At 63.3% G+C, this 25,285-nt stretch carries 24 protein-coding genes; 14 read left to right on the forward strand and 10 right to left on the reverse strand.

The features are described 5' to 3' along the window. Positions 1-18: 18 nt before the first annotated feature. From ACP15W_RS10495 to ACP15W_RS10515, 5 genes are read right to left on the reverse strand one after another with little or no spacing between them, the layout of a single operon-like run. Complete coding sequence (locus ACP15W_RS10495; RefSeq protein WP_424932829.1) at positions 19-651, reverse strand: TetR/AcrR family transcriptional regulator; 633 nt, start codon at positions 649-651, stop codon at positions 19-21. Between the two features lie 57 nt (positions 652-708). Beyond that, complete coding sequence (locus ACP15W_RS10500; protein WP_424932830.1) at positions 709-975, reverse strand: HPr family phosphocarrier protein; 267 nt, start codon at positions 973-975, stop codon at positions 709-711. Positions 976-1,015: 40 nt separating this feature from the next. Continuing rightward, entirely contained in the window at positions 1,016-1,429 is a 414-nt protein-coding gene (locus ACP15W_RS10505) for a PTS sugar transporter subunit IIA (protein WP_424932831.1), read from the reverse strand. Further along, the gene (gene rapZ, locus ACP15W_RS10510) at positions 1,426-2,340 is read right to left on the reverse strand and encodes an RNase adapter RapZ (protein ID WP_424932832.1); all 915 of its coding nucleotides are present in this window, start codon (positions 2,338-2,340) and stop codon (positions 1,426-1,428) included. Before rapZ ends, ACP15W_RS10505 begins: the two co-directional genes overlap by 4 nt. Positions 2,341-2,373: 33 nt before the next feature. Continuing rightward, entirely contained in the window at positions 2,374-2,793 is a 420-nt protein-coding gene (locus ACP15W_RS10515) for an HPr kinase/phosphorylase (protein WP_424932833.1), read from the reverse strand. 291 nt (positions 2,794-3,084) lie between these two features. On the opposite strand from ACP15W_RS10515, the gene ACP15W_RS10520 reads away from it, so the two are divergent. After that, positions 3,085-4,689: a phosphoenolpyruvate carboxykinase gene (locus tag ACP15W_RS10520; RefSeq protein ID WP_424932834.1), complete on the forward strand. Its 1,605-nt coding sequence runs from the start codon at positions 3,085-3,087 to the stop codon at positions 4,687-4,689. A 62-nt stretch (positions 4,690-4,751) separates the two neighbouring features. Here ACP15W_RS10520 and ACP15W_RS10525 read toward each other — a convergent pair whose 3' ends face one another. Continuing rightward, complete coding sequence (locus tag ACP15W_RS10525; RefSeq protein WP_424932835.1) at positions 4,752-5,531, reverse strand: sulfite exporter TauE/SafE family protein; 780 nt, start codon at positions 5,529-5,531, stop codon at positions 4,752-4,754. 236 nt (positions 5,532-5,767) lie between these two features. Here ACP15W_RS10525 and ACP15W_RS10530 point away from each other — a divergent pair, with 236 nt between their 5' ends. Next, positions 5,768-7,465, forward strand: coding sequence for an acyl-CoA dehydrogenase family protein (locus tag ACP15W_RS10530; RefSeq protein ID WP_424932836.1), 1,698 nt, complete (start codon positions 5,768-5,770; stop codon positions 7,463-7,465). Positions 7,466-7,474: 9 nt separating this feature from the next. Here the strand turns inward: ACP15W_RS10530 and ACP15W_RS10535 are convergent, their stop codons facing one another. Beyond that, entirely contained in the window at positions 7,475-8,458 is a 984-nt protein-coding gene (locus ACP15W_RS10535; RefSeq protein ID WP_424932837.1) for a DUF808 domain-containing protein, read from the reverse strand. Between the two features lie 283 nt (positions 8,459-8,741). Between ACP15W_RS10535 and ACP15W_RS10540 the strand changes: the two genes are divergently transcribed. Together ACP15W_RS10540 and ACP15W_RS10545 are read left to right on the forward strand one after the other, a co-directional pair. Continuing rightward, positions 8,742-9,167, forward strand: coding sequence for an organic hydroperoxide resistance protein (locus ACP15W_RS10540; RefSeq protein WP_424932838.1), 426 nt, complete (start codon positions 8,742-8,744; stop codon positions 9,165-9,167). Between the two features lie 532 nt (positions 9,168-9,699). After that, positions 9,700-11,676 (forward strand): putative bifunctional diguanylate cyclase/phosphodiesterase, encoded by a 1,977-nt coding sequence (locus ACP15W_RS10545; RefSeq protein ID WP_424932839.1) that lies wholly within the window; start codon positions 9,700-9,702, stop codon positions 11,674-11,676. Positions 11,677-11,700: 24 nt separating this feature from the next. Here ACP15W_RS10545 and ahcY read toward each other — a convergent pair whose 3' ends face one another. Continuing rightward, positions 11,701-13,092 (reverse strand): adenosylhomocysteinase, encoded by a 1,392-nt coding sequence (ahcY, locus tag ACP15W_RS10550; protein ID WP_424932840.1) that lies wholly within the window; start codon positions 13,090-13,092, stop codon positions 11,701-11,703. A gap of 128 nt (positions 13,093-13,220) precedes the next feature. Between ahcY and ACP15W_RS10555 the strand changes: the two genes are divergently transcribed. From ACP15W_RS10555 to tsaA, 6 genes are all read left to right on the forward strand, one after another. After that, positions 13,221-14,183 carry a glycosyltransferase family 8 protein gene (locus ACP15W_RS10555; protein WP_424932841.1) on the forward strand — a complete coding sequence of 321 codons (963 nt, stop codon included), beginning with the start codon at positions 13,221-13,223 and terminating at the stop codon, positions 14,181-14,183. Between the two features lie 28 nt (positions 14,184-14,211). Beyond that, positions 14,212-14,814, forward strand: a complete 603-nt coding sequence (locus ACP15W_RS10560) for an HD domain-containing protein (RefSeq protein ID WP_424932842.1) — start codon at positions 14,212-14,214, stop codon at positions 14,812-14,814. Positions 14,815-14,992: 178 nt separating this feature from the next. After that, complete coding sequence (trxA, locus tag ACP15W_RS10565; RefSeq protein ID WP_424932843.1) at positions 14,993-15,898, forward strand: thioredoxin; 906 nt, start codon at positions 14,993-14,995, stop codon at positions 15,896-15,898. Between the two features lie 18 nt (positions 15,899-15,916). Then, on the forward strand, positions 15,917-16,573 hold the full coding sequence (locus tag ACP15W_RS10570) for an LON peptidase substrate-binding domain-containing protein (RefSeq protein WP_424932844.1): 657 nt from the start codon (positions 15,917-15,919) through the stop codon (positions 16,571-16,573). After that, on the forward strand, positions 16,570-16,800 hold the full coding sequence (locus ACP15W_RS10575; protein WP_424932845.1) for a Trm112 family protein: 231 nt from the start codon (positions 16,570-16,572) through the stop codon (positions 16,798-16,800). Before ACP15W_RS10570 ends, ACP15W_RS10575 begins: the two co-directional genes overlap by 4 nt. Positions 16,801-16,805: 5 nt before the next feature. After that, on the forward strand, positions 16,806-17,264 hold the full coding sequence (tsaA, locus tag ACP15W_RS10580) for a tRNA (N6-threonylcarbamoyladenosine(37)-N6)-methyltransferase TrmO (RefSeq protein ID WP_424932846.1): 459 nt from the start codon (positions 16,806-16,808) through the stop codon (positions 17,262-17,264). 13 nt (positions 17,265-17,277) lie between these two features. On the opposite strand, the gene ACP15W_RS10585 is transcribed toward tsaA, so the two are convergent. Then, entirely contained in the window at positions 17,278-17,868 is a 591-nt protein-coding gene (locus tag ACP15W_RS10585) for a TlpA family protein disulfide reductase (RefSeq protein WP_424932847.1), read from the reverse strand. A gap of 32 nt (positions 17,869-17,900) precedes the next feature. Here ACP15W_RS10585 and argH point away from each other — a divergent pair, with 32 nt between their 5' ends. The 4 genes from argH to ACP15W_RS10605 all read left to right on the forward strand — a co-directional run bounded on the left by argH (position 17,901) and on the right by ACP15W_RS10605 (position 24,153). Next, a complete protein-coding gene (gene argH / locus ACP15W_RS10590; protein WP_424932848.1) occupies positions 17,901-19,295 on the forward strand; it encodes an argininosuccinate lyase in 1,395 nt (464 codons plus the stop codon). A gap of 160 nt (positions 19,296-19,455) precedes the next feature. After that, the gene (locus ACP15W_RS10595) at positions 19,456-20,007 is read left to right on the forward strand and encodes a molybdopterin-dependent oxidoreductase (protein WP_424932849.1); all 552 of its coding nucleotides are present in this window, start codon (positions 19,456-19,458) and stop codon (positions 20,005-20,007) included. 252 nt (positions 20,008-20,259) lie between these two features. Then, positions 20,260-21,534, forward strand: coding sequence for a diaminopimelate decarboxylase (gene lysA / locus ACP15W_RS10600; RefSeq protein ID WP_424932850.1), 1,275 nt, complete (start codon positions 20,260-20,262; stop codon positions 21,532-21,534). A gap of 84 nt (positions 21,535-21,618) precedes the next feature. Further along, positions 21,619-24,153: a TIGR02302 family protein gene (locus tag ACP15W_RS10605; protein ID WP_424932851.1), complete on the forward strand. Its 2,535-nt coding sequence runs from the start codon at positions 21,619-21,621 to the stop codon at positions 24,151-24,153. Positions 24,154-24,198: 45 nt separating this feature from the next. Here the strand turns inward: ACP15W_RS10605 and ACP15W_RS10610 are convergent, their stop codons facing one another. Then, positions 24,199-25,101, reverse strand: a complete 903-nt coding sequence (locus tag ACP15W_RS10610; protein WP_424932852.1) for a zinc finger domain-containing protein — start codon at positions 25,099-25,101, stop codon at positions 24,199-24,201. Positions 25,102-25,285 lie beyond the last annotated feature (184 nt).

A 25,285-nucleotide genomic window follows, 5' to 3' on the forward strand; every position in this document is an offset into this window, starting at 1 on the left:
TTCGGCCCCATGATCGGCTCAGGGAATGAGACCAAGCCCCCGGAGATAGATTGCCGTACCGCTTTCGAGCATCTCGTCGGCCGAATAGGGCGCGCGTGCGCCCGGTGCCCCACGGGTGAATAGCTCGACGACCCCGTGACTCATGGCCCAGATGTGATTGGCGATCATACCCGCAGGAGGCCGTTTCTCCGGCGGCAGATGCTCGGAGAGGCGCGCCGCGGCGTCACGTAGGATCCCCAGCGCACGGTCGCACTCGCGCGCCAGATCCGGATTGCCCGCGATCGACACGCCGCTTTCGAACATCGCCATGTAGTAACCGGGATTCTCGCGGGCAAAATCGAGATAGGATTGCCCCATTGTGCCGAAAGCCGAAAGAAGCGAGGGTCGCCCATCGTTGAACGAGGCCTCCAGCCGGTCCGCGAACATGCCGAACCCCTGTAGCGCAATCGCCTCGATCAACTCATCACGTCCACGAAAATGCCGATAGGGCGCCGCCGCGCTCACACCCGCCTGCCGCGCCGCTTCCGCCAGCGTGAAACCGAGTGGCCCCTTTGCCTCGATCAGTCCGAGGGCCGCCTCAATCAGCGCCGCGCGCAGATTGCCGTGGTGGTAGGATTTTCGCCGTCCCTTGGGGCTCTGGCTGTCAGTCATGCCTCGACCTATCCGCGCAAGGGAGAGCTCACAACCCGCGCCTGTTGCCCGCTGCGATCAGGACTTCTCTCCGAACCGGTTCGCGACCAGCGACTTCAGCGCGTCGGCAACCTCTTCGGCCTCCGCGCCGGATGTCTCTACCTCGACATGCGTGCCGTAGGATGCCGCAAGCATCATGAGGCCCATGATCGAATCGCCGGAAACCTCCATTCCGTCCCGGCGAACCATCACGCGCGCGTCGAATCTCTCCACCGTCTCGACGAATTTCGCAGATGCCCGCGCGTGCAACCCTTTGTCATTGACGATATCGAGTCTGAACTGCATTCGGTCACCTCGCGGGCAGCTTTCACCCGCAAGCAGCGCGTCAGAGCACCAGGGGCGAATTGTCCGTTCCAAATCCGTCAAGGCTGTTGATGTATTTTCGCCCCGCGGTCAAGGCACAAGCCACCGCATCGTCGAGTTCGAGGTTCCGCGCCTTCGCCAGTTTGATGAGAAGCGGCATGTTCACACCATAAAGCACACGATGGCTCTTTCGTTTGCAGGCCGACACCGCGAGGTTCGATGGCGTACCCCCGAACATGTCGGTCACCACCACCACCCCGTCACCGGTATCGACGGCACTTACCGCTTCGTCGATCTCACTCTGCTTGGTGCGTGCGGTATCATCGGGTCCGATCGCGACAGCGACGGTTCCCGGATGCCTGCCAACCACATGTTCCATCGCCGCCAGGTATTCCTTGGCAAGCCCACCATGAGCGACGATAACGATCCCAATCACGCCGGATTCACTCCAATCCCTGGCGCCGCGGGCGTCACACGCTCCAGGTCTCTATGTCTTGTAGACACTTGCCACCCCTCGCGCGCAAGCGTTTTCGCAAGTGTCTCGACCAATGTAACCGAGCGATGTCGACCGCCCGTACAGCCGAGGCCGAGACTGAAGTAACTTTTGCCTTCCATACGGTAGGCTGGCAAGAGAAACCGAAGAAGGTCCAGCAGCTTCTCGTAGAAAGGGTTAAAACTCGGGTCCGCCTTGACGAAGTTCTGCACCGCCTCGCAGCGCCCATCCTGAGGTCGAAGCTCGGGATCCCAATGCGGATTTCGCAGAAAGCGAACGTCGATCACCATGTCGATCCCGCGGGGGGTTCCCCTCTTGTAGGAAAAGGATTCGAGCCCCACCACCAGCTCCCCGGTCTTGGCACCGGAACCGAAAAGACGCCCCATTTCGGCCCGGAGATCATGCGGAGTGAGGCCACTCGTATCGATCAGGACATCCGCCCGTGACTTCAGCGGGGCGAGTAACCCTATCTCACGTTCGATTCCCACACGGGGCGACTCGCTTGGGCTCAGCGGATGTCTTCTGCGTGTTTCGTTGTAGCGTCTGATGAGGGTGCTGGCATCGCACTCGAGATAGGTCAGGACGGATTTCACGTCCGCCTCACGCTCCACCCGTTCGATCGTGTCCATCAGCCGGTCGACGGCGAAGTCCCGGTTGCGCGGATCAATTCCCACGACAACGGGCCGACCCAGCGGCGGACCCGCGAAGAGCCGGGGCATGAGAGAGATCGGCATGTTGTCGATCGCCTCAAACCCGAGATCCTCAAGCGCACCGATAGCCGTCGAACGGCCGGAACCTGCCGGTCCCGTAACCACCACGATTTCATTCTTCCGACCGGGATCGCTTCCGGACAAATTACACCTGCCCTTTGCGCAGTACTTCTGACGTCAAGTAGCCACCTTTCTGCCCTCTTGGAGCAAGATTGCCAGAATTGCATCCATATTTGGAACGTCCCGTCCGGAAATCAACTCAAGTTCACATCCCATGATGGTGATGCAGCGGTCCTGTGGCAGTCGTGCCTCAGGCCGCGTATCGAGATCGACCGCCAGGACGATCCGCGCCGAGGACACCGGGTCCACCTGGAGCAACCCGACGCCACGCGCTTCGATCAGACCGGCGATCTGGCCAGGCGCGGTTGCCATGAGCACGCCGTCCGCACGAGCCTCCAGAATGACACGGTCATCCGAGACAAGCCGCGCACCGAGCGCCATGAGACGCAGCGCAAGGCCGGACTTTCCCGCCCCGGACTTCCCCAGAACGAGCAGACCGCGCCCCTCCATGGACACTGCACTGGCATGCAGGATCACGCCTCGCCCTCCCCCTCTCGAAAAGCACCCCACGACATTTATGCAGGACACCCTTTCATTTTTCTTGGCCGTGAACGCAAACGAAAGCCAAAATCAACACAATCCAACACATTAACGACGTTTTTTTGGGGTCCGGCGCGATTTGGCTGTTTGCAGCGAAGCAAACTCACTGCGTCCATGTTATAGATCCTTCACGATAACACCATCTCGCAGGTGCGAGACGTGGGGCCGCAAACGAGGGGGGAACCTGTCTGTGGCGCACGCAGAACAAAGTCAGGAGTTGGGAGACACATGGCAACCACGACGGTCAATCCGGACATGACGCTGGAGGCGCAAGGCTTCACCGGAGTTGCGAAGGTTCACTACAATCTCCTCGAACCCGCGATCATCCAGGAATCGATCAAGCGCGGCGAGGGTGAGCTTGGTCAAGGCGGGACAATCCTGGTCAGCACGGGCAAGCATACCGGCCGCTCACCGCAGGACAAGTTCGTTGTGCGCGAAGCTTCCGTCGAAGACACGATCTGGTGGGAAAACAACAAGCCGATGGCGGCCGACAAGTTCGCCATCCTGAAGGCTGACATGCTCGAACATATCAAGGGCAACGAGCTTTTCGTCCAGGATCTCTACGCCGGCGCCGACGCGGATCATCGCCTGAACGTGCGGATGGTCACCGAGCTTGCCTGGCACAATCTCTTCATCCGCCACCTGCTGCGCCGGCCCGACGCATCCGAACTCGCGACCTTCCTGCCCGAGTTCACCGTGCTCAACTGCCCGAGCTTCAAGGCCGATCCCGAACGCCACGGCTGCCGCACCGAAACCGTGATCGCCATCTCGTTCGAGCAGAAGCTCGTTCTGATCGGTGGCTCGGAATATGCCGGCGAGAACAAGAAGTCCGTCTTCTCGATCATGAACTACCTCATGCCCGACCAGGACGTGATGCCGATGCACTGCTCGGCCAACCACGCACCTGGCAACCCGGATGACGTGGCGGTCTTCTTCGGCCTGTCCGGCACCGGCAAGACCACGCTTTCCGCCGATCCCAACCGTGTTCTGATCGGCGACGACGAGCATGGATGGTCCGAGACCGGAACCTTCAATTTCGAAGGCGGCTGCTATGCCAAAACCATCAATCTCTCGGCCGAAGCCGAGCCGGAGATCTATGGCACCACCACCCGTTTCGGCACGGTGATCGAGAACATGGTGTATGACGAATACACCAAGGAGCTCGACTTCGAGGATGACAGCCTCACCGCGAACATGCGCTGCGCGTACCCGCTGGAAGCCATCTCGAACGCTTCCGAGACGGCGCGCGGCGGCATCCCGAAGAACATCATCATGCTGACCTGCGACGCGTTCGGGGTTCTTCCGCCGATTGCGAAGCTGACACCCGGTCAAGCGATGTATCACTTCCTGTCGGGCTTCACTTCCAAGGTGGCCGGCACCGAGCGCGGCGTCACCGAACCTCAGCCGACCTTCTCGACCTGCTTCGGCGCTCCCTTCATGCCCCGCCGCCCGGAAGCCTACGGCGCGATGCTGCGGGACAAGATCGCCAAACACGGCGCAACCTGCTGGCTGGTCAACACCGGCTGGTCGGGCGGTGCCTATGGCGAAGGCAAGCGGATGCCGATCAAGGCGACCCGCGCATTGCTCACCGCGGCCCTCGACGGCTCCCTGGCGAACGCACAGTTCCGCGTGGATCCGAATTTCGGCTTTGAAGTGCCCGTCTCGGCCCATGACGTCGATGCGGCGCTGCTCAACCCGCGCAGCACCTGGGCCGATCCGGCAGCCTACGACGCCCAGGCCGCGAAGCTCGTGGCGATGTTCTCCGAGAACTTCGCACAGTATGAGCCCTTCGTCGGCGATGACGTGATGGCGGCTGCGATCAAGGCCGCCTGATCCGAACAGGAACAAGACCGGAAACCACCCGTCCTTCTAGACGGGTGGCTTTCATGCCGAAGCTACCCGAAGGCCGCTCGGCGCAGCAGGTTGAGCCCCGCCGCCACCAGCACCCAGAGCGTTACCTTCCGGAAGACCGCCTGGTCGAGCCGGTCCTGCACCTTGTAGCCCAGGAACATCGCCGCCATCGTCGGCAGGATGAGCCAGAACGATACAGGCAGCGTCACGTTGTTGAGCACGCCGGACTTACTGTGGGCCAGCGTCAGGATGACTGACCCAACTCCGTAGACCAGCGCCTGCACGCGCACCATTTCGGCCTTGGGGATGTGTCGCGCGATGAGATACATCACTACCGGCGGGCCCCAGACGCCCGAAATACCGCCGAAGAAACCCGCCACGAGACCCACACCGGTTTCCACCCGCTCCAGGTGGTGATCCGGCAATCTCGGTTGCCAGCCAAAGGACTGCGACAGGCCGAAGAGAGTGATGGTGATCCCGAGCAATGCAAAAAAGAATGCATCCGGAAGTGCCACGACGAGCTGTGCAGATACCGCGATCATGATGCACGTGAAGAGCACGAGCCGCCAATAGCGCCTGAGACTCGTCATCGCGGCGTCCAGGCCATTGCGTAGCGCCTGAAGGACGTTGGAAACCAGCGTTGGCAGTATCAGCAGCGCGAGGGCCGTCTCATATGGCAGAAAGGATGCCATTGCGCTCAGGGCAACGAGCGGCAAGGCGAAGCCGACCACGCCTTTGGTAAACCCACCCGCCCCAAGCGAAAAGGCCGCTCCGATGAGCGCCGTCACCCCGAAAGCCTCTAGAAATCCGTCAAGACCGAGCATGGCTCCCCCGTTCGGGCCATGGTCTCGGCCCACCGGGTGTCGTCCCTACAGCGCAACCAGAACTTTGGCGAGCCGGAAACGATAAGCTAATAATCTTACTCAATGTGCGACCATCGTATTGCATTCTTGCGCAAGAATTGACATTGAGGCATGAAAGACTAGCCTCAGCGCAACTGCAAAATACGATTCGGCGGTGCAGCACATGCGTCATCGCCCAACCGAAAGGCATCGTGTAAATGAACCAGGCTGCCCGAACCCTGCCGACCGAAGCGCCGCTCATGGCGGATCTCCTGCCGAGATGCGAGGAGGCCGCGGAGGCCGCCGCCGCCCTGCTCTCCGTGGCGCAAAGCAAGCTCGGCAACCGGCTGTCCTCCGAAGATGGTCGGATCTCCAACAAGGCGCTTGAAGCCGACCAGTCCGCGGCGCACGCGCTCGCCTGGATCGCGACCTATGTCGAAAGCCTCAAGGAAATGCTCGGCTGGGCGAAGAAGCTCGATGCGGAAGACAAGCTGGGCGAAATGGAGAGCCTGATCCTCCAGATCGCGTTCGGCGAGTATCTCTGGCAGCTCTACGGCGGCATCCCGATGTCCCAGGGCGAGATCGCCCGCCCCCAGGCCGTCGGTCTTACCCAGGAAGACCAGAAGATCCTCATGCAGCCTGCGGTTGTCGCGCTCACGGAAGGTGGCAACACCGACGCCGCGCGCAAGCGACTGGTTGATCTGATGATCCAGCAGGACGGGGCCGCCAGCTTCGGCGCCACCGGTCTTGACGAAGAATACGAGATGATCCGGGACCAGTTCCGCCGCTTTGCGGACGACAAGGTGGTGCCTTATGCCCACGAATGGCACCTCAAGGATGACCTGATCCCGATGGAAGTGCTCGAGGAGATGGGCGAACTCGGCGTCTTCGGCCTTACCATTCCCGAGGAATACGGCGGCTTCGGAATGTCCAAGACCTCCATGTGCGTGGTCTCGGAAGAGCTTTCGCGCGGTTATATCGGCGTGGGCTCGCTGGGCACCCGCTCGGAGATCGCGGCCGAACTGATCCTCTGCGGCGGCACCGAGGAGCAGAAGCACGAGTGGCTGCCCAAGATCGCCTCGGCCGAGATCCTCCCTACGGCAGTCTTCACCGAGCCCAATACCGGTTCCGACCTCGGCAGCCTGCGCACCCGCGCCAGGAAGGAAGGCGAGGATTACGTCGTCACCGGCAACAAGACATGGATCACCCATGCCGCCCGCGCCGATGTGATGACCCTTCTCGTCCGCACCGACCCCACGACCGACAACTACTCCGGCCTCTCGATGTTCCTCGCACCAAAGCCGCGCGGAACCGACGAGACCCCCTTCCCGGCCGAGGGCATGACCGGGGGCGAGATCGAGGTGCTGGGCTATCGTGGCATGAAGGAATACGAGCTCGGCTTCGACGGCTTCAAGGTGCCGGCCGCGAACCTGCTTGGCGGCGTCGAGGGCCAGGGCTTCAAGCAGCTCATGCAGACCTTCGAAAGCGCCCGCATCCAGACGGCTGCTCGTGCGATCGGCGTGGCCCAGTCCGCCATGGAGCTCGGAATGCGCTATGCGCAGGAGCGCAAGCAGTTCGGCAAGGCGCTCATCAATTTCCCTCGCGTCTATTCCAAGCTTGCCATGATGGCGGTGGAGATCATGGTTGCACGCCAGCTGACCTACTTCTCGGCCCGCGAGAAGGACGAGGACCGTCGCTGCGATCTCGAGGCAGGCATGGCGAAGCTCCTCGGCGCACGTATCGCCTGGGCTTGCGCTGACAATGCGCTCCAGATCCACGGCGGCAACGGTTTCGCGCTGGAATACCCGGTGAGCCGCGTGCTCTGCGACGCCCGCATCCTCAACATCTTCGAGGGTGCCGCGGAAATCCAGGCACAGGTCATTGCCCGCCGCCTGCTCGAAACCCGCAAGAAGTAGGGCGCACCGTCAGGCCCGCTTGCGGAACATCCCCGCAAGCGGTGCGATTACCTTCGAGACGATGGGGATCAGCACGAAGCCAAGCGCAAGGCCAACGATCCCGGCACCCGTTGCACCGACAAGCCAGCCGATGAAACCGCCGATTGCACCGGGCACCGCGTGGCCGACGACCTCGGCCAGATGATGCACGAAATGGGCAGGGCCACCAAAACCGAAGACCTCCAGTCCGTGCAGGATGATCCCGCCACCGACCCAGATCATCGCGGCGGTGCCCACGACGGCCAGAGCCTTCAGAAAACCCGGCATTCCCCGGACAAGCCCGCGCCCGATTGCCCGCGTAAGCCGAGCGAAGATGCCATCGCCTTCACGCTGCGCCATGGCGAGACCAACGTCATCTGCCTTTACGATCACCGCAACGCCGCCATAGACGATGAAGGTGATGAAGATACCCACAAGCGCCAGCGAAAACGCGCGAACCATGAAACCCGCATCCGGCATTTCGGCCAGCGCAATGGCCATGATCTCGGCAGAAAGGATGAAATCGGTGCGAATCGCGCTCGAGACCTTCTGATCTTCGAGGCTCGCGGCATCGGTCGTGGCGTTCGCCACCTTTTCCTCATGGGCGTGGGCGTCATGAGGAAAAAACGTCTCAAAGACCTTCTCGGCCCCCTCATAAGCCAGGTAGCACCCGCCGAGCATCAGGAGCGGCGTGATGATCCAGGGCGCGACCACCGCAAGCAGAAGCGCAACAGGCAGAAGAAACAGGAGCTTGTTGCGCAGGGAGCCGCGCGCGATCTTTGCCACGATCGGCAGTTCCCGCTCGGCCGCGAAACCGGTGACATAGCGCGGCGTGACGGCTGCATCGTCGATCACCACGCCCGCCGATTTCGTCCCCGCCTTCGCCGCATGACCGATCACATCGTCGATCGAGGCTGCAGCGACCTTCGCAAGCCCGGCCACGTCATCGAGCAACGCAATCAATCCGACACTCATGGGCTGGTTCCTTCCGCCTGTTGCCGCATCATGGATGCGAGTCTGCTCCGAGTCGGGAACCTTATAGCGTCAGGCCCCGGCCAGGACGCAAGGCTTGGGTGAAACTTGCCCCCCGATCACCAGTTGGAAACGCAGCTTGGCGCTTGGAGTTCCATGGCACCGGGGGTGAACCGCGCGCAATCGAACCTATGTGATGAGAACGCGCGTCGGGAATGGCGCGCAGGGCGCAGCCCCGCGAAGTGTCAGGGCAGCCCCGTCAGTATAAGGAAAGAGGAGCGAGACCATGCCTGTAGACGTAAAATACAAGACCAGCGCCAAAGCCACCGGCGGCCGCGACGGCCGCTCCGGAACGCTCGACGGCGCGGTGGACGTGAAACTCGCGACACCGAAGGAAATGGGCGGTTCGGGCGATGGCGTGAATCCCGAGCAGCTTTTCGCGACCGGCTATGCAGCCTGCTTTCTCGGCGCAATGAAGGCCGTGGCCGCCCAGCAGAAGGACGTTTCGGTTCCCGCAGAGACCACCGTCACCGCGCATGTGGGGATCGGCCCGCGCTCGGAAGGCGGATTCGGCCTGACGATCGACCTGGAAATCGAGCTTCCGGGGCTGGAAAAGGACCGGGCACAGAAGCTCGTCGATGATGCCCACCAGGTCTGCCCCTATTCGAATGCCACCCGGAACAACATCGACGTGGGGCTTTCTCTCGTCTGATTGACGTCACGCGCTCGCCTGTTCGGGGCGCCGGATACGCGTCGGGGGAGTTCTCCCCTCAAAGAACTCCCCCGACGACTTCGTGCGGACCATACCCCCAAGTTGGCAGTTCTACCGGAAGGCACGCGACCTCAGACGGACCCCACACCCGTGAGATCGCACCGCTCGTTCCTGGTTGAAAACTGCCCGTCCGCACATCCCTTCAGTCCGAAGACCGTTGGGGCAAACTCTTGCATCCGTGCTTGTCGGGAAGTCGATGGTGTATAAAGGGGGCTGTTCTGCCCAAGCCATCGATGGGTGCCACTATGCCAGAAAACGCGGAACAGTCAACGAACATCTCCGTCGCAATTTGTTAAACTGCAATACAATGCAAACACAACTTGTTAACTACACATATTAACATAGTATAAATTTTGCACAATAGCGTATGTAAATAAAATTGGGGTAAGTATAACGCCTCTCTGAACGAATTGTTTGTCTGCGTGCTCTATCACACCCCATGGCATACATGTTTGCGCGGACGACTCTATCGATGGAACGACGGATTCCAATCTGGCACCGGCTCTTTGCGAGCCTGCGGGCACATCCCAGCCCGCAGGACGTCGCGAGCGTCGCCGCGGATTCCCGGATCTCGGCCCTGATTACCTCCGCCAATGCCATACTCTTTGCTGCCGCCGGCTGGTCCAGCCTCGAACAGGGGTTCCTGATTTCCTGGCTCGTCCTGTGCCTCATGACGAATGTCTACATCGCCTACCGATCCGGAAGCGCAAAACCGAGCAGCAAGCCGCAGGTATCTCTCAGGACAGCACGGCTTCTGAGAATCTTCTCCTTCGTGATGGCGCTGCCCTGGTCGATTCTCGCTGTCGCAGTGATGGGCTTCGGCACGCCTTTCGATCAGATCATGGGCCTCGTGATCTGCTCGGGCACGATGGCCGGGGCGACCTTCATCCTTCATCGCGCCACGGCCGCCTGCTCGACCTTCCTGCTGACGATCATGGGACCGCTTCTGGCAACCTGCCTGATTGTCGATCCCTACCACTACTGGCCACTGGTTCTCGCATCCACGATCTACACCTATGCCCTGTTCAGAGCCGCCGGAAAGGCTGCGGAGGTAGCGCGGCAACGAGATCAGTCGGTCAATGACAGCAAGCGCACGGTCGTCGAGCTTGAGACCGCCTACGAAACGATTTCGAAGCTCGCCTTCTATGACATCAATACTGACCTCTTCAATCGCAAGGGTTTCGCGCAGGCGCTTGATGAAACCATGGCGGCCGTCGGGCAGCAGCTTCCGGGGATCACCCTGCTCATGCTCGACCTGGATCGTTTCAAGAACATCAACGATACGCTCGGCCACCATGCCGGGGATCGGCTCCTTGCCGTGGTGGCCGAGCGTCTCAGCGTAGAAATCGACAGTCGGGACACGCTTGCCCGGCTGGGTGGAGACGAATTCGCGATCATCGTGAGATCCACCTGCGATCCTGATGAGCTGACCAGGCTGGCACTGCGACTGGTTACGGCGGTCAATCGTCCTGCCCTGATCGGAAAGCACGAGGTCTATCCCGGCACCTCGATCGGTGGCGCGCGCTACCCCTTCGATGCGAGGGATAGCCACGAACTGTTGATGTATGCCGACATCTCGCTGAACCGCGCCAAGGAATCCGGCCGGGGCTGTTTTGTCCTCTTCGACGAATCGATCCAGCTGGAGATCGAGCGGCGGAACTGGATCGAAACCGAGCTTAGAGCCGCAATGGACAGGGATCAGCTGCACATGGTCTACCAGCCGAAGGTGGACCTCGCGAGCGGCCAGATCGTGGGGGCGGAGGCCTTGGTGCGGTGGACACACCCGACCGACGGGCCCATGGACCCCGCCGAATTCCTCTCCATCGCCGCGGAGCGCGGGCTGATCGCAGGCATGACACGCAGCATTGCAGCCCGTATCGCGGCCGATCTTGAGGATTGGCAACGTCGGGGCATCACGTTTGGAAAGATCGCGATGAACCTTCACCCGCTCGATCTCAGGTCGCCCAACGAACTGCTGGGTTGCATCGACATCTTCGCGTCGGAGCATATCAGCCCCGACGATCTGATTCTCGAGATTACCGAAGGGGCCATCGTCGGTCGCGGAACGGATGGCACCCCGATGCTGCTCGATATGCTCAACGAGCGTGGCTTCGAGCTGTCACTCGATGATTTTGGTACCGGATTCGCTTCGCTTTCCTACCTGCTCAAGATGCCGGTGCGCGAAATCAAGGTCGACAGGGGCTTCATCCGGGGAATGCTGGTGAGCCAGGCGGATCGCGCCGTGATCGCCGCAGCGGTCGAGATCGCGAATGTCATGGATCTGCATGTGGTCGCGGAAGGCGTCGAGACCGGCGAGCAAGCCGCGGCCCTGCGCGCGCTCGGCGTACATTCGGGCCAAGGCTACCACTGGTCCGGTCCGCTCGAAAAAACGGACCTCGAAGCCCTCATCCGCCAGAGCCCGCCAAGCGAGGCGCGCGCCGGCGGTTGACCGAAGCCACCGGCGCCGCCGTGATCAGTAGCGGTAGTGCTCGGGCTTGAACGGGCCTTCGGATTTCACGCCGATATAGGCTGCCTGTTCGTCCGAAAGCTTGGAGAGCTTCACGCCGATCTTCTCGAGATGCAGCCGCGCGACCTTCTCGTCGAGATGCTTCGGCAGGACATAGACCTTGTTCTCGTATTGATCGCCCTTGGTGAAGAGCTCGATCTGCGCCAGGGTCTGGTTGGTGAAGCTCGCCGACATGACGAAGGACGGGTGGCCAGTGGCGTTGCCGAGGTTCAGCAGACGCCCCTCGGAGAGCAGGATCATCCGGGTGCCGTCCCCGAAGGTGATCATGTCCACCTGGTCCTTGATGTTCGTCCACTTGTGGTTCTTGAGCGCGGCCACCTGGATCTCGTTGTCGAAGTGACCGATGTTTCCGACGATCGCCATGTCCTTCATGCTGCGCATGTGGTCGATGGTGATCACGTCCTTGTTGCCGGTGGTGGTGATGAAGATGTCCGCCTTCGGGGCGGCGTCTTCCATCGTCACGACCTCGAAACCGTCCATCGCCGCCTGCAGCGCGCAGATCGGATCGACCTCCGTTACCTGCACGCGCGCACCGGCACCGCGAAGCGAGGCGGCTGACCCCTTGCCGACATCGCCATAGCCCAGCACAACCGCGGTCTTGCCTGCCATCATCGTGTCGGTCGCACGGCGGATGCCGTCGACGAGCGATTCCTTGCAGCCATACTTATTGTCGAATTTCGACTTGGTCACGCTGTCGTTCACGTTGATGGCCGGGAAGGGCAGCAGACCCTTTTCCATCAGGTGATAGAGACGATGCACACCGGTAGTCGTCTCCTCCGACACACCGCGAATCTTGCTGCGCTGCTCGGTGAACCAGCCCGGGCTCTCCGCCATGCGCTTCTTGATCTGGGCGAAGAAGTAGATCTCCTCCTCGGAGCCCGGATTCTCGATCAGATCCGTCTCGCCTTCCTCCACCCGCGCACCGGTGAGGATATACATCGTCGCATCCCCGCCATCGTCGAGGATCATGTTGGCGCCATCGGGGAACTGGAAGATCTTGTCCGTGTAGGACCAGTATTCCTCGAGGGTCTCGCCCTTGACTGCGAAAACCGGAATGCCGGAGGCGGCAATCGCGGCCGCCGCGTGATCCTGGGTGGAGAAGATGTTGCAGGACGCCCAGCGAATGTCCGCGCCAAGTGCCTTCAGCGTCTCGATCAGCACGGCCGTCTGGATCGTCATGTGCAGCGATCCGGCGATGCGTGCGCCCTTCAGAGGCCTCATTTCCCCGAATTCCGCGCGGAGCGCCATCAGCCCCGGCATCTCCGTTTCTGCAATATCGAGCTCCTTGCGGCCGAAATCGGCCAGAGAGATATCCTTGACGATGTAGTCCTGGCTCATGAAACGCTCCGTTTCCCGATTTCCGTTCTTCTCCCGTGGGCAAGTAGCAGCCCCCGCCTACCTCGACAACCGCCGCCCGGTTCATTAGCAGGTGAGAGGGATGCCAATGCCCCGGGATCCGACCGATCATGACCCCAAGCCTGTCAGCCTCCGGCCCCGCACAGCACAACAAGGCTGTCGTCTTCGCCTGTGATTCGAACTACGCCCCGTTCGCGCTCTTTGCCGCCGAACAGATCGCCCGCCTTCACCCGGATCGCGATTTCGACATCTGCCTCTGCGCCATGGGAGAGGACCTCACCCCCGTCGAAAGTCTCGCGCGCCACGGGTTCCGCTACTGCCGGATCGGTGCCGAGGGCATGTTCACCGGCCTCAATCTCGATGCCCGCCGCACGGAGGCCGCCTATCTCCGGCTTGCCCTGCCGGGCACTTTCGCAGCGGACTATCGGCGTCTCCTCTATCTTGATTCGGACGTGTTCGTGGAGCGCGGCGGCTTCTCCCGCCTGATGGACCTCGACCTCGGCGGCAAGGCCGTCGCCGCCGTGCGCGACAACACTCAATGGCGCACGCCGAACCGCCGGCCCGAACAGTTTCGCAGGCTCGGCCTGCCAACGGCGCGCTATTTCAACAGCGGCCTGCTGCTGATTGACGTCGCGGGCTTCAACGCGGGCGGCGTCCTGCAGCGCTGCCTCGATTTTGCCCAGGCACATGATGGCCGGATGATCGGCCACGACCAGAACCTCCTCAACTGCGTCCTGCAGGGCGACTGGGCCGAACTGCACCCGGTCTGGAACTGGCAGTATACCCGCGCCACCATGCTCTTCGAAGCACTGGAGGGAGCGCGAATCATCCATTTCATCGGCGCGAAAAAGCCTTGGAAACACGCAAGCGGCGCGCTGCCGCTGAAGTTCCGCCGCGCCTATCGCGCTTTCTTTGCCGCGCATTTTCCGGATGCGCCGCAGATCGGCCCCGACGGGCTGCGACCGCATCAGAACCGGGCCTACCTCAGAAGCCTCCTCTACCGGCATGTCGTCGCGGCGGGCAGCTTCACGAAATACCTGGACCGGTTCGAAGACGAATGGTCGGTCCTCTAGACGCGGAATTTGGACAGGAGTGGCGGAAATGGGAAAGGCACGGGCCTGGCAACGGATGCTTTCGGGGCGCAGGCTGGATCTCCTCGAACCGTCGCCGCTTGATATCGAGATCGAGGACATTGCGCACGGGCTTGCCTTCGTGGCGCGCTGGAACGGCCAGACCTTGGGCGAATACCCCTATTCGGTCGCCGAGCATTCGCTTCTCGTCGAACGGATCTTTTCGGCTCTCAACCCGAGAGCCACGGCCTGCTGGAAACTGGCCGCCCTTCTTCATGACGCACCCGAATACGTCATCGGGGACATGATCTCTCCGGTGAAATCGGCCATCGGCGCGAACTATGCCACGCTCGACGCGAGGCTTTCCGCGGCCGTCCACCTGCGCTTTGGCCTGCCCGCGACCCTTCCGAGAAACGTGAAATCCCAGATCAAGCAGGCCGACAAGACCTCCGCCTGGCTCGAGGCCACCCGGATCGCCGGGTTTTCCGAAGGCGAGGCCGACCGCCTCTTCGGCGTGCCGAAGGCCGCAAGCGAAGAGGTCCTGACGTTGCAACTCCGGCCACCATCGGAAGCAAAACGCGACTTTCTGGCGCGCCACGAGGCCCTTCTTGCCGAATTCGAGGCGAGCAGATGAGGCAATCACCTGCCCCCGGCGTCCGGCAAGGTTCGCAATTTCCCCTCCTCCAACTGCCGTTCTCGGGTCCGATTCACGCATTGCGCTTGACGCCCTACCGGCGCTACACCACCTAAAATCGCGGGAATAGCTGACCGGCGCAGGCATCTGCCGATATCGGACGCGAAAAGGGAGCCCCATGGAACTGAATCTCAAAGCCCCAAAAAACGCCGATCTGATCAAGGACGGTTCGGAAGCAACCTTCATGTCCGATGTGATCGAGGCTTCACGCGAAGTCCCGGTGATCGTCGATTTCTGGGCAACCTGGTGCGGCCCCTGCAAGACGCTCGGCCCCGTCCTCGAACAGGCGGTCCTCGAGGCCAAAGGCAAGGTCAAGCTCGTGAAGGTCGATGTGGACCAGAACCAGCGCATCGCGGCCCAGCTTCAGGTACAGTCGATCCCGGCGGTCTTCGCTTTCGTGAACGGTCAGCCCGTTGATGGTTTCATGGGCGCGCAGCAGCCCTCGCAGATCAAGGCTTTCATCGACAGGCTGATTGACGCAAGCGGCGGAAACGCCGGGCTCGAAGAGGCCATTGCCGCCGCCGAGGAAATGCTGGCCGAGGGCGCAATCGTCGATGCTGTGCAGACCTTCGCCGCCATTCTCGGCGAGGATCAGGGCAATGTTGCCGCTCTTTCCGGGCTGGCGCGGTCCTACATCGCGGCAGGCGACCTCCAGAAAGCCCGCGAGGTGCTCGACCTCGCACCGGCCGACAAGGCCAATGATCCGGCCATCACCGGCGTCAGGGCACAGATCGAACTCGCCGAGGCCAGCGCCGGTGCCGCGAACGAAGAGGACGCCCTGCGTCAGGCACTCGAGGCCGACCCGAACGACCACCAGGCCCGGTTCGACCTCGCCCTGGCGCTTGTCGCGAAGTCGGATCACGAGGGAGCCATCGACGCGCTTCTCGAACTCTTCCGCCGCGACCGCGAATGGAATGATGCCGCCGCCAAGGAACAGCTCTTCAAGATCTTCGATTCGCTGGGTCCGAAGAGCGAAGTCGGCCAGAAGGGCCGTCGGCGTCTTTCCTCCATGATCTTCGCCTGACCCGGTCGGGGCAGGATCATGGTCCAGAAATTCAGCCTTGCCGACCTGCCGGAGACCATTCCGGTATTTCCGCTGCCCGGCGCGTTGCTTCTGCCGCGTGCCCGGCTCCCGCTCAACATCTTCGAGCCGCGCTACCTCGCCATGCTCGAGGACACCTTCAAGACTCAGCACCGCCTGATCGGCATGGTCCAGCCCGTGCCGGGCCCGGAAGATCGGGAGCAGGATCGCCTGCACCAGATCGGCTGCGCCGGCCGCGTCACGGCGATGCAGGAAACCGAGGACGGCCGCTACCTCGTCACGCTTCAGGGAATCAGCCGCTTCCGGATACTTCAACAGGAGGACGGGTTCTCGCCCTATCTCCGCGCCCGCGTGTCCTGGTCGCCCTTCGAGCGCGATCTCGGTCGCGAGGAAGTGGACGAGAGCTTCGACCGCACGGCCTTTCTCAAGGTGCTCGCCCGTTATTTCGACACCGCGCAGCTTTCCTCCGACTGGGACAGCATGAAGGAGGCCGACGAGGAACTGCTCGTCAACTCGCTCTCCATCCTCTGCCCCTTCGATCCGGAGGAAAAGCAGGCACTGCTCGAAGCCCCGACCCTGACCAACCGCCGCGAGACGCTGGTCACACTCATGGAGTTCGCCCTCTGCGGCGGCAATGATGAAGGCACGGTGCAATGACGCCTGAGGAGCCCGCCAACACCACGATCGAGGAAAAACCGGACAGCCGGCCGGCCCAGATTGACCGCAAACTGCTGGAAGTCCTGGTCTGTCCGGTGACGCGCGGACCGCTGACCTTCGACCCGAAGCGCAACGAACTGGTCTCGAAGGCAGCCAACCTCGCCTATCCCATTCACAACGGCATTCCGGTCATGCTGGTGGATGAAGCCCGGAAGCTCGAGGACTGAAGCGGTTGAGCGGGCGCGACGAGATCCGCCCCGGCGAACTGGCCGTAGCGCTGCCGGGCGGCGAGGACGCCACCCTCCATTTCATCGGCCGCATCCGTACGCCATGGGCCCGCCGCGAGGACTGCCCGCGCCAGGGCAGTCCGGACGGCCCGGAGTGCCGTATCGAAGTCTTCGCGCCCTGGGTTCCGGCTCTTCTCGGCATTGAGAAGCACGAGCGGCTCGACATCCTCTACTGGCTCGATGATGCCCGCCGCGATCTTGTCCTCCAGTCGCCCCGCAGAAACGGCGAACCGAGGGGAACCTTCGCGCTTCGCTCCCCGGTGCGGCCCAATCCGATCGGTCTCTCACGCGTGGATCTGGTGCGGGTCGAGGGCCCCGCGCTTATCGTTCGCGGCCTCGATTGCCGCGACGGCACGCCACTGGTAGATGTGAAACCCAACCGCTGCCACCATTCCCCCGCCTGAAGCAGGGAAGGCCTCAGCTCGTCGGCAGATCCGTGAGATATCCGATGATCGCCCGCGCGCTCTCGCTGGTCCAGTCCGCCCCGCCCATGAGCCGACCGATCTCCATGCCTTCGCGATTGACCAGGACCGTGACCGGCAGACCCGGCACCCGCATCTCGCCCGCGAGCTTGCTCTTGGGGTCGAGATAGGTCGTCAGCGCCACGATCCCGACCTCGTCGTTGAACTCGTGGATAGCCTGCGGCGCGTTGCGCCCGGTCGCGATGGCGATCACTTCGAAATCCGGCCCCGAAAGCTCCGCCTCGAGCTGGTCGAGCGAAGGCTTCTCGGTGCGGCAGGGCGCGCACCACGTGGCCCAGAAGTTCACCAGTCGCACCCGACCGTTCCAGTCAGTGATCACATGGCTCTCGCCGTCGAAATCGGTGAACTCGGCCGCGCCCACCGCCACCGGCTCCTCATGGATCACCAGTTTGCGCATGTCGCCCGCCCGCAGTGCCGAAATCTCGTCCCGCTGCTCGGAGGTGAGCGTCTGGGCAAGGCCGGGGTTTGCGAAGACGGCCAGTGCGGTATAGAGCAAGGCGCTAGCGAAGACAGACAGGCGCTTCATCCGATATTCCCGATATTCCGACGGCGGATCCAATGACCCAGACCAAGACATCCAATGCCATGTGGGGCGGCCGTTTCGCTGCCGGACCCGACGCCATCATGGAAGCGATCAACGCATCGATCGATTTCGACAAGCGTCTGGCGGCCCAGGACATCGAGGCAAGCCGCGCCCATGCCGCCATGCTGGCAGCCCAGGGCATCATCACTGATAGCGACGCCACCGCGATCCGGGAAGGGCTTCTCACGGTGTTGTCAGAGATCGAGAGCGGATCCTTCCCGTTTTCCAAGGCCCTGGAAGACATTCACATGAACGTCGAGGCCCGCCTCAAGGAACTGATTGGCGAACCCGCGGGCCGGCTCCACACCGCGCGCTCGCGCAACGACCAGGTCGCGACGGACTTCCGCCTCTGGACACGCGGCCAGTGCGATGCCGCGATCACCGGGCTCGAGGCCCTCATCGGTGCGCTGCTCGCCCAAGCCGAAGCGGGCAAGGACATGGTGATGCCGGGCTTCACCCACCTCCAGACCGCCCAGCCGGTCACATGGGGCCACCACATGATGGCCTATGTGGAGATGTTCGCCCGCGACCGCTCTCGCTTCTCGGATGCCCGCAACCGCATGAACGAAAGCCCGCTGGGAGCGGCCGCCCTGGCCGGCACCTCCTTTCCCATCGATCGCGAGGCAACCGCCAAGGCCCTCGGCTTCGACCGCCCGATGGCCAACAGCCTCGATGCGGTCTCGGACCGGGATTTTGCGCTGGAGTTTCTCTCCGCCGCCAGCCTCTGCGCCACGCACCTTTCGCGCTTTGCCGAGGAGCTGGTGATCTGGTCCTCGGCCCAGTTCCGCTTCGTCACCCTGTCGGACCGCTTCTCCACCGGCTCCTCGATCATGCCGCAGAAGAAGAACCCCGATGCCGCCGAGCTGATCCGCGCCAAGGTCGGCCGAATCAACGGCTCGCTCGTCAGCCTGCTTACGGTGATGAAAGGCCTGCCGCTCGCCTATTCCAAGGACATGCAGGAAGACAAGGAGCAGGTCTTCGATGCCGCCGACAGCCTGATGCTCGCCCTTGCCGCCATGACCGGCATGGTGGGCGACATGGCTCCCAACCCGACCGCGCTTCGGGCCGCCGCCGGCTCGGGCTTCTCGACCGCGACCGATCTCGCCGACTGGCTGGTGCGCACACTGGGGCTACCCTTCCGCGAAGCGCACCACGTCACCGGCGCGCTGGTGAAAAAGGCCGAGGACAAGGGCTGCGATCTGCCCGATCTGACGCTTGAGGAGATGCAATCCGCCCATGAAGGCATAAACGCAGAAGTTTACGAAGTGTTAGGGGTAGACAACTCTGTGGCGAGCAGGGCAAGCTATGGCGGCACTGCGCCGGTTCAGGTCGAGGCTCAGATCAACCGCTGGAAAGAGATCCTGAAGTGACCGGTTCGCGCGGATTCCGCCTCTGCCTGTGCCTGGTGTTCGTCGCGCTGGCATCCTGCGGAATCAAGGGCGATCCCGTTCCACCTCAGGAAGCGGCAGAGGAGACTGGCTCGTAGGCAGGCGCCGGTGCCAAACGGTTCCTGTGAGAAAAGGCCACCCCATGCTCACCCGCCTCAAGCGCCCCCTCCTGCCTCTTGCTGCTGCCCTCACCCTCGCGGCCCTCGCGCCCGCTCATGCCGAGGGCCCGACACTGCTGACCGTGACGGGCTCCATCGAGAACACCAACCGCGGCCCGATCGATCCGGATTACGACAAGCTCTTCGCCTTCAATGATGCCTCCTTCGACAAGGCGATGGAATTCGACACCAGCGCGCTCGCGAGCCTGCCGCAGCAGACGATCCGCGCCGACTTCCCCAAGGACGGGGATGTGGTCGAGTTCACCGGCCCTCTTCTCACGGATGTGCTCGATGCCGCCGGCGCTTCCGGCCAGACCGTGAAGGTCAGCGCGATCGACGGCTATGCCATCGAGGTGCCGCTCGAGGAACTCACGGAAAAAGGCGCGATGATTGCGCTCATGCGCGACGGCAAGGCCCTCGGCATCGGAGATTTTGGCCCGACACAGGTGGTCTTTCCACGCGCCGAACGCGAAGACCTCAGCGAAATGTCCGACGACTGGTGGATCTATCAGGTCTACAACATCGTCGTGGAATAGGGTTTGACCTTTTTTCCCGCCTGCGGGGCGGTCGGGCAAGGCACCATGGTCGACGTGCCATAAGTATAGGATCTCGCCCGCCCGTGGGAGCGGGTCCGGTGCGATCCGAGTCTGACGCCTGAAGCAAGAACCGCCCCAGTTTCCAGATTGCAGTTCAGCCGCGTGCCGTTTTGGTTTAGGGGAGCCGGGATCCCTTTTGTCGAGAGTTGCCTGCCGATGTCGCTCCCCGTCCCGAAGCCCGCCGCCTGAACCATGGACCATTTTCTCTATCGCAACGGCATCCTCCATGCCGAGGACGTGCCCCTGCCCGAAATTGCCGCCAGCGTCGGCACGCCGGTCTATGTCTATTCCACCGCCACGCTCACCCGGCACTTCCAGGTTTTCTCGGACGCGCTCGCCGGAATGCCACATCTGATCTGCTACGCGATGAAGGCCAATTCCAACCAGGCCGTTCTGCGCGTGATGGCCGGGCTCGGGGCGGGCATGGATGTGGTCTCGGGCGGCGAATACCGCCGCGCGAAGGCCGCAGGTGTGCCTGGCGAGCGGATCGTCTTTTCCGGCGTCGGCAAGACCCGCGAGGAAATGACCCTCGCGCTCGAGGGCGGCATCCGCCAGTTCAATGTCGAGAGCGAGCCCGAGCTTCTGGCCCTCGATGAGGTCGCCCGCGGCCTCGGCCTGCGCGCGCCCGTGGCGATCCGCGTCAATCCGGACGTGGATGCAAAAACCCACGCCAAGATCGCCACCGGCAAGTCCGAGAACAAGTTCGGCATCCCCATCGCCCGTGCCCGCGAGGTCTATGCCGAGGCCGCGCGGCTGGAAGGCATCGAGATCACCGGCATCGACGTCCACATCGGCAGCCAGCTCACCGGGCTTGCGCCCTACGAGGCCGCCTTCACCCGCGTTGCCGATCTGACCGAAGCTTTGCGCGCCGATGGCCACTCCATTACCCGGCTGGATCTGGGCGGCGGCCTCGGCATCCCCTACCGCCGCGCCAACGAGGCCCCGCCCCTGCCCTTCGACTATGGCGAGGTGATCCGCCGCACCGTCGGCCACCTCGGCTGCGAGATCGAGATCGAACCGGGCCGCCTCATCGCGGGCAATGCCGGCATCCTGCTCACAGAGGTCATCTACCTCAAGAAGGGTGAGGGCCGCGACTTCCTCATCGTCGATTCGGCCATGAACGACCTGATCCGCCCGGCCATGTATGACGCCTGGCACGACATCGTCCCGGTGGTCGAAGCCACCCCCGGCGCCGAACTTCGGCCCTTCGATGTCGTTGGCCCGGTGTGCGAATCCGGTGACACCTTCGCCCGTGCCCGCGACCTGCCCGACGCCGCAGCAGGCGATCTTCTGGCTTTTAGATCCGCGGGCGCCTATGGTGCCGTCATGGCCTCGGAGTACAACTCGCGCCCCCTCATCCCGGAGGTGCTCGTCTCCGGCGATCAATTTGCCGTGGTGCGGGCAAGGCCGAGCTTTGAGGAAATGCTGGCCCGCGATAGCATCCCTCCGTGGCTCAGCGAAACGTGACGCCGGCCGAGGGCGCACGGACCTGATCTCGACCACCGGGCATCGGCCCTGCCGAGCCCCCGCGAAAGGGACTGAAGAGGGCGCATGAAGCATACCGAACCGGGTCAGGACCAGGACGCACACATCCGGCACATTCTTCGCCGCACCCGCGTGTCCATGGCACTCGAATCGGCGCTTCGGGCCTTCTGGCCAACCCTCAGTGCCATCGGCGCGATCTGGGCCGCGCTGGCCTTCGGGGTCGCCGGAGAGGCAAACCCGCTCTGGATGAGCATCGGCCTTGCCACCGGCCTCGCCTGTCTCGTGTTCTTCGCATGGCGCGGGGTGCGCCGCTTCCGCTGGCCCAGCCGGAGTGCGGCGATCGCGCGCCTTGACACGAGTCTTCCCGGCCGTCCCCTCGCAGCACTTGATGACAAACCTGCCCTCGGCGCCGACGATCCGGCCGTCGAGAAGCTCTGGGCCACGCACCGCGCCCGGATGCTCGAACGGGCACGCGCCGCCGCCCCGGTTCCGGCCGATCTTCGCCTCGCCCGTGAGGATCCCTGGGCGCTCCGCCTCTCCGTCCTCGTCTTCTTCATCGCGGCGGCGGTCTTCACCCGCCTGGATAACGTCGATACGGTCGCGGAAGTCTTCGGCCAGCCCGGGAGCACCACCGCCGAGGCCGGCCCCAGTTACGAAGGCTGGGCCGAACCACCGCTCTACACCGGCCGCCCGACGCTCTACCTGCCGGAAATCGCCGACAAGCAGACCGTGTCGCTGCCGAAGGGCACCGCAATCACCCTGCGCGCCTATGGCGAGGAATCCCGGTTCTCCCTCACCGAAACCGTCTCCGAAAGCGACGATGCCGCCTTCGCGCAAGCCGCCGACGGTATCGCGATCGCCGAATTCACCCTGTCGGACAGCGGCCAGATCACCCTCGAACGTGCAGGCCGCGAGCTTGCAAGCTGGTCCTTCGAGATTGAGCCGGACGACCCACCGACGATCGCCCTCTCCGAACCGGTGGAACGGGCGCCGGGCGGCGCGATGCGGCTCTCCTTCCGTGCCACGGACGACCACGGCGTGACCGAAGCCGAGGCCCGGATCACCCTCGACCTCTCCGCCGTCGACCGACGCTACGGCCTCACCCCCGAGCCCGAACCGCGTGACGCGCTGGTGCTCCCCCTGCCCCTCCCACTCTCGGGCTCCATGCTCGAGATCGAGGAAACGCTGGTCGACGACCTCTCGAAACACCCCTGGGCCGGGCTGCCCGTCTCGATCACCCTCGCCGCAGGCGACGCACTCGAGCAGGAGGGCATCCAAGCCGGAATCAGGGCGGAACTGCCCGGCCGCAACTTTTACGACCCGGCTGCCGCCGCCTTGGCCGAACAGCGGCGAGACCTTCTTTGGTCGGTCGAGAACGCCCCCCGTGTGGCCAAGGTGCTGCGCGCGGTCAGCTGGCGCCCCGAAGGCCTTTTCGACAGTTCGAGCGCCTATCTCATCACCCGCACCGTGATCCGGCGGCTGGACCTCGCCATCGAGACTGGAACCGTCGCCGAGAAACGCGACGAATTTGCCGAAGCGCTCTGGCGCGCCGCCGTCCTTCTCGAAGACGGCAGCCTTGGAGACGCCGCCGACCGCCTCGCCAAGGCCAAGGAACGCCTGCAGGAAGCACTTCGCGGCGATGCGACGGACGAGGAAATCGCCGAACTGATGGAGGAACTCCGCGAGGCCACCCGCGACTACATGGAGCAGATGGCCCGCGAAGCGCTCGAGAACGGTGACATGGAAATGGCCGAGGCCCCACCCGAGGGCCAGAGCATGAACCAGGACCAGCTTCAAGAGATGATGGATCGTATCCAGGAGCTTTCCGAGCAGGGCCGTCGCGCCGAGGCCGAGGCGCTACTCGAAATGCTCCAGCGCATGCTCGAGAACATGGAAATGCGCTTCACCCAGGGCGGCGAAGGCCAGTCGGGCGAAGGCCAGCAGAGCATGCAGGGCCTTGCCGATGCGCTCCGCGAACAGCAGGGACTCGCAGACGACAGCTTCGAGCAATTGCAGCGCCAGTTCCGCGAAGGCCAGCAGGGCAATCAGGGTCAACCCGGCCAGCCCGGTCAGGGACAACAGGGCCAGGGCCAGCCGGGACAGGGCGAAAGCAACCAGTCCCTCGCTGAACGGCAGGAAGCCCTGCGCCAATTGCTGGAGGAACTGCAGGAGAACCTCCCCGGCTCGGCAGGTGAGGCAACGCGCGATCTGCTCGGGGACGCCGAACGCAGCATGGACTCCGCCCGCGAGGGGCTGGAACAGGGCGACACCTCCCAGGCGCTCGACGACCAATCAGAGGCGATCGACAATCTGCGCCAGGGGATGCAAAGCCTCTCACAGGACATCCGCCAGGCCGAAGGAAGCCAGGGCGGCCAGGAATCTCCCAATGGCAGCGCCCGCTCCGAAAATCCGACCGATCCGCTCGGCAGGCCGGCAGGCAGTACGGGCGGCACCCGCACGGACAGCCAGATGCTTCCCGAAGGAGCGGATGCCGCAGCCCGCGCACGTGAAATTCTCGATGAGATCCGCCGTCGCTCCGGCGATCTGTCGCGCCCGGAGATCGAACTCGACTATCTCCGCCGCTTGCTTGACCGGTTCTGACGAAAGACTTCGCCGCGCGCCCCACACGCTGGGCGCGGTTCCTGCTCAGCCGAAAGGCAGGATCGAAGCCACGGCGTGGCGCAGTCCGTTGACGATCTCGACATAGGAACGCGCCACGGCACCCACACCGCTCTCCGTTGCCGAAAGCCCGAGCGCGGCAAAGAACAGAAGCAGCAGCAGGAAGAAGACAGCCACCGACGCCGCGAACCCGTGCCAGAACAGGCTTTTCGGTTCGGAATGCACGATGATCTTCGGATGAATCACTTCCGCCGCCCGCGACTTCTGCGCACCCCGCAGCGGCGAGTCAGGTGAGGCCGGCTTCACATCCGGTTGTGAGGCAGGCTTCACTTTTGCCGCATCCGCAAGCGCGTCGAGCTTCGCCTTCGCGGTTTCTTCCTCCGAGGCCTTTTTTTCCTTGGCTCCCTCCCATGTGAAGGGATCCTCACTTTTTGAAGTCTTCGGCGCCTCGAAGTTGAATTCCTCTTTCGCCTCATCCGGCGTTTCGGTCGGCTCGTCGCCGGGATCGGCCTCCGGGGCTTCCCATGTGAAGCCTTCCTCACCTTTGGGTTCGGCACCCTCTCGCGCCTTTTCCCCGGTGTCGTCAGCTTCAACTTTTACGGGTGTTTCGGCCGCATCTGCCCTGGCATCCTCCGCGTCATCGGCCGTTGCCGGCGCAGCAGCGGGTTCCGCGCCGCCCACCGCCTTTTCCGCCTCATCCTCGCGGGATTTGTTCCAGGGAGCCGCCTTCGGCTCATCGACCACCCGAAGGTTCGGTGTGCGGGATTCGAGCCGAGCGATGATCTGGTCTTCCGTCAGCATCGGCTTGCCCTCGTCCCGCGCAAACCAGCGCGTATGGCAGGCCGAACACTGCACATGCCGCCCGCCGGAGGGCATCATGTTGCGCGGCGGTTCATATTCGGCGCCGCATTTCGGACAGATCAGGCGCATGGGTTTCCTTCACTCCGCGGTTGGCCCGGCGGCCAGCCATGCCGACCGGATCGAACCGTCATAACGACGCATGAAGCCGTTTCCAAGGGCAAGCGGCACAAGATCGGCTATTCTGCGCGTCGAGGGGCGCGATATGCGGCACGGTTCCCGGCCTGTCGAAGATTTGACCCGTTGCACGCGGACG

It is taken from the genome of Amaricoccus macauensis (genome assembly GCF_049800915.1).
Classification (GTDB): Bacteria; Pseudomonadota; Alphaproteobacteria; order Rhodobacterales; family Rhodobacteraceae; genus Amaricoccus; species Amaricoccus macauensis_A.

Bases quoted from the DNA above. Each gene is read 5' to 3' on its own strand.
- ACP15W_RS10495 (WP_424932829.1), bottom strand. From the start codon at position 651: ATGACTGACAGCCAGAGCCCCAAGGGACGGCGAAAATCCTACCACCAC.
- ACP15W_RS10500 (WP_424932830.1), bottom strand. From the start codon at position 975: ATGCAGTTCAGACTCGATATCGTCAATGACAAAGGGTTGCACGCGCGG.
- ACP15W_RS10520 (WP_424932834.1), top strand. From the start codon at position 3,085: ATGGCAACCACGACGGTCAATCCGGACATGACGCTGGAGGCGCAAGGC.
- ACP15W_RS10525 (WP_424932835.1), bottom strand. From the start codon at position 5,531: ATGCTCGGTCTTGACGGATTTCTAGAGGCTTTCGGGGTGACGGCGCTC.
- ACP15W_RS10530 (WP_424932836.1), top strand. From the start codon at position 5,768: ATGAACCAGGCTGCCCGAACCCTGCCGACCGAAGCGCCGCTCATGGCG.
- ACP15W_RS10535 (WP_424932837.1), bottom strand. From the start codon at position 8,458: ATGAGTGTCGGATTGATTGCGTTGCTCGATGACGTGGCCGGGCTTGCG.
- ACP15W_RS10540 (WP_424932838.1), top strand. From the start codon at position 8,742: ATGCCTGTAGACGTAAAATACAAGACCAGCGCCAAAGCCACCGGCGGC.
- ACP15W_RS10545 (WP_424932839.1), top strand. From the start codon at position 9,700: ATGGAACGACGGATTCCAATCTGGCACCGGCTCTTTGCGAGCCTGCGG.
- ahcY (WP_424932840.1), bottom strand. From the start codon at position 13,092: ATGAGCCAGGACTACATCGTCAAGGATATCTCTCTGGCCGATTTCGGC.
- ACP15W_RS10555 (WP_424932841.1), top strand. From the start codon at position 13,221: ATGACCCCAAGCCTGTCAGCCTCCGGCCCCGCACAGCACAACAAGGCT.
- ACP15W_RS10560 (WP_424932842.1), top strand. From the start codon at position 14,212: ATGGGAAAGGCACGGGCCTGGCAACGGATGCTTTCGGGGCGCAGGCTG.
- trxA (WP_424932843.1), top strand. From the start codon at position 14,993: ATGGAACTGAATCTCAAAGCCCCAAAAAACGCCGATCTGATCAAGGAC.
- ACP15W_RS10570 (WP_424932844.1), top strand. From the start codon at position 15,917: ATGGTCCAGAAATTCAGCCTTGCCGACCTGCCGGAGACCATTCCGGTA.
- ACP15W_RS10575 (WP_424932845.1), top strand. From the start codon at position 16,570: ATGACGCCTGAGGAGCCCGCCAACACCACGATCGAGGAAAAACCGGAC.
- ACP15W_RS10585 (WP_424932847.1), bottom strand. From the start codon at position 17,868: ATGAAGCGCCTGTCTGTCTTCGCTAGCGCCTTGCTCTATACCGCACTG.
- argH (WP_424932848.1), top strand. From the start codon at position 17,901: ATGACCCAGACCAAGACATCCAATGCCATGTGGGGCGGCCGTTTCGCT.
- ACP15W_RS10595 (WP_424932849.1), top strand. From the start codon at position 19,456: ATGCTCACCCGCCTCAAGCGCCCCCTCCTGCCTCTTGCTGCTGCCCTC.
- lysA (WP_424932850.1), top strand. From the start codon at position 20,260: ATGGACCATTTTCTCTATCGCAACGGCATCCTCCATGCCGAGGACGTG.
- ACP15W_RS10605 (WP_424932851.1), top strand. From the start codon at position 21,619: ATGAAGCATACCGAACCGGGTCAGGACCAGGACGCACACATCCGGCAC.
- ACP15W_RS10610 (WP_424932852.1), bottom strand. From the start codon at position 25,101: ATGCGCCTGATCTGTCCGAAATGCGGCGCCGAATATGAACCGCCGCGC.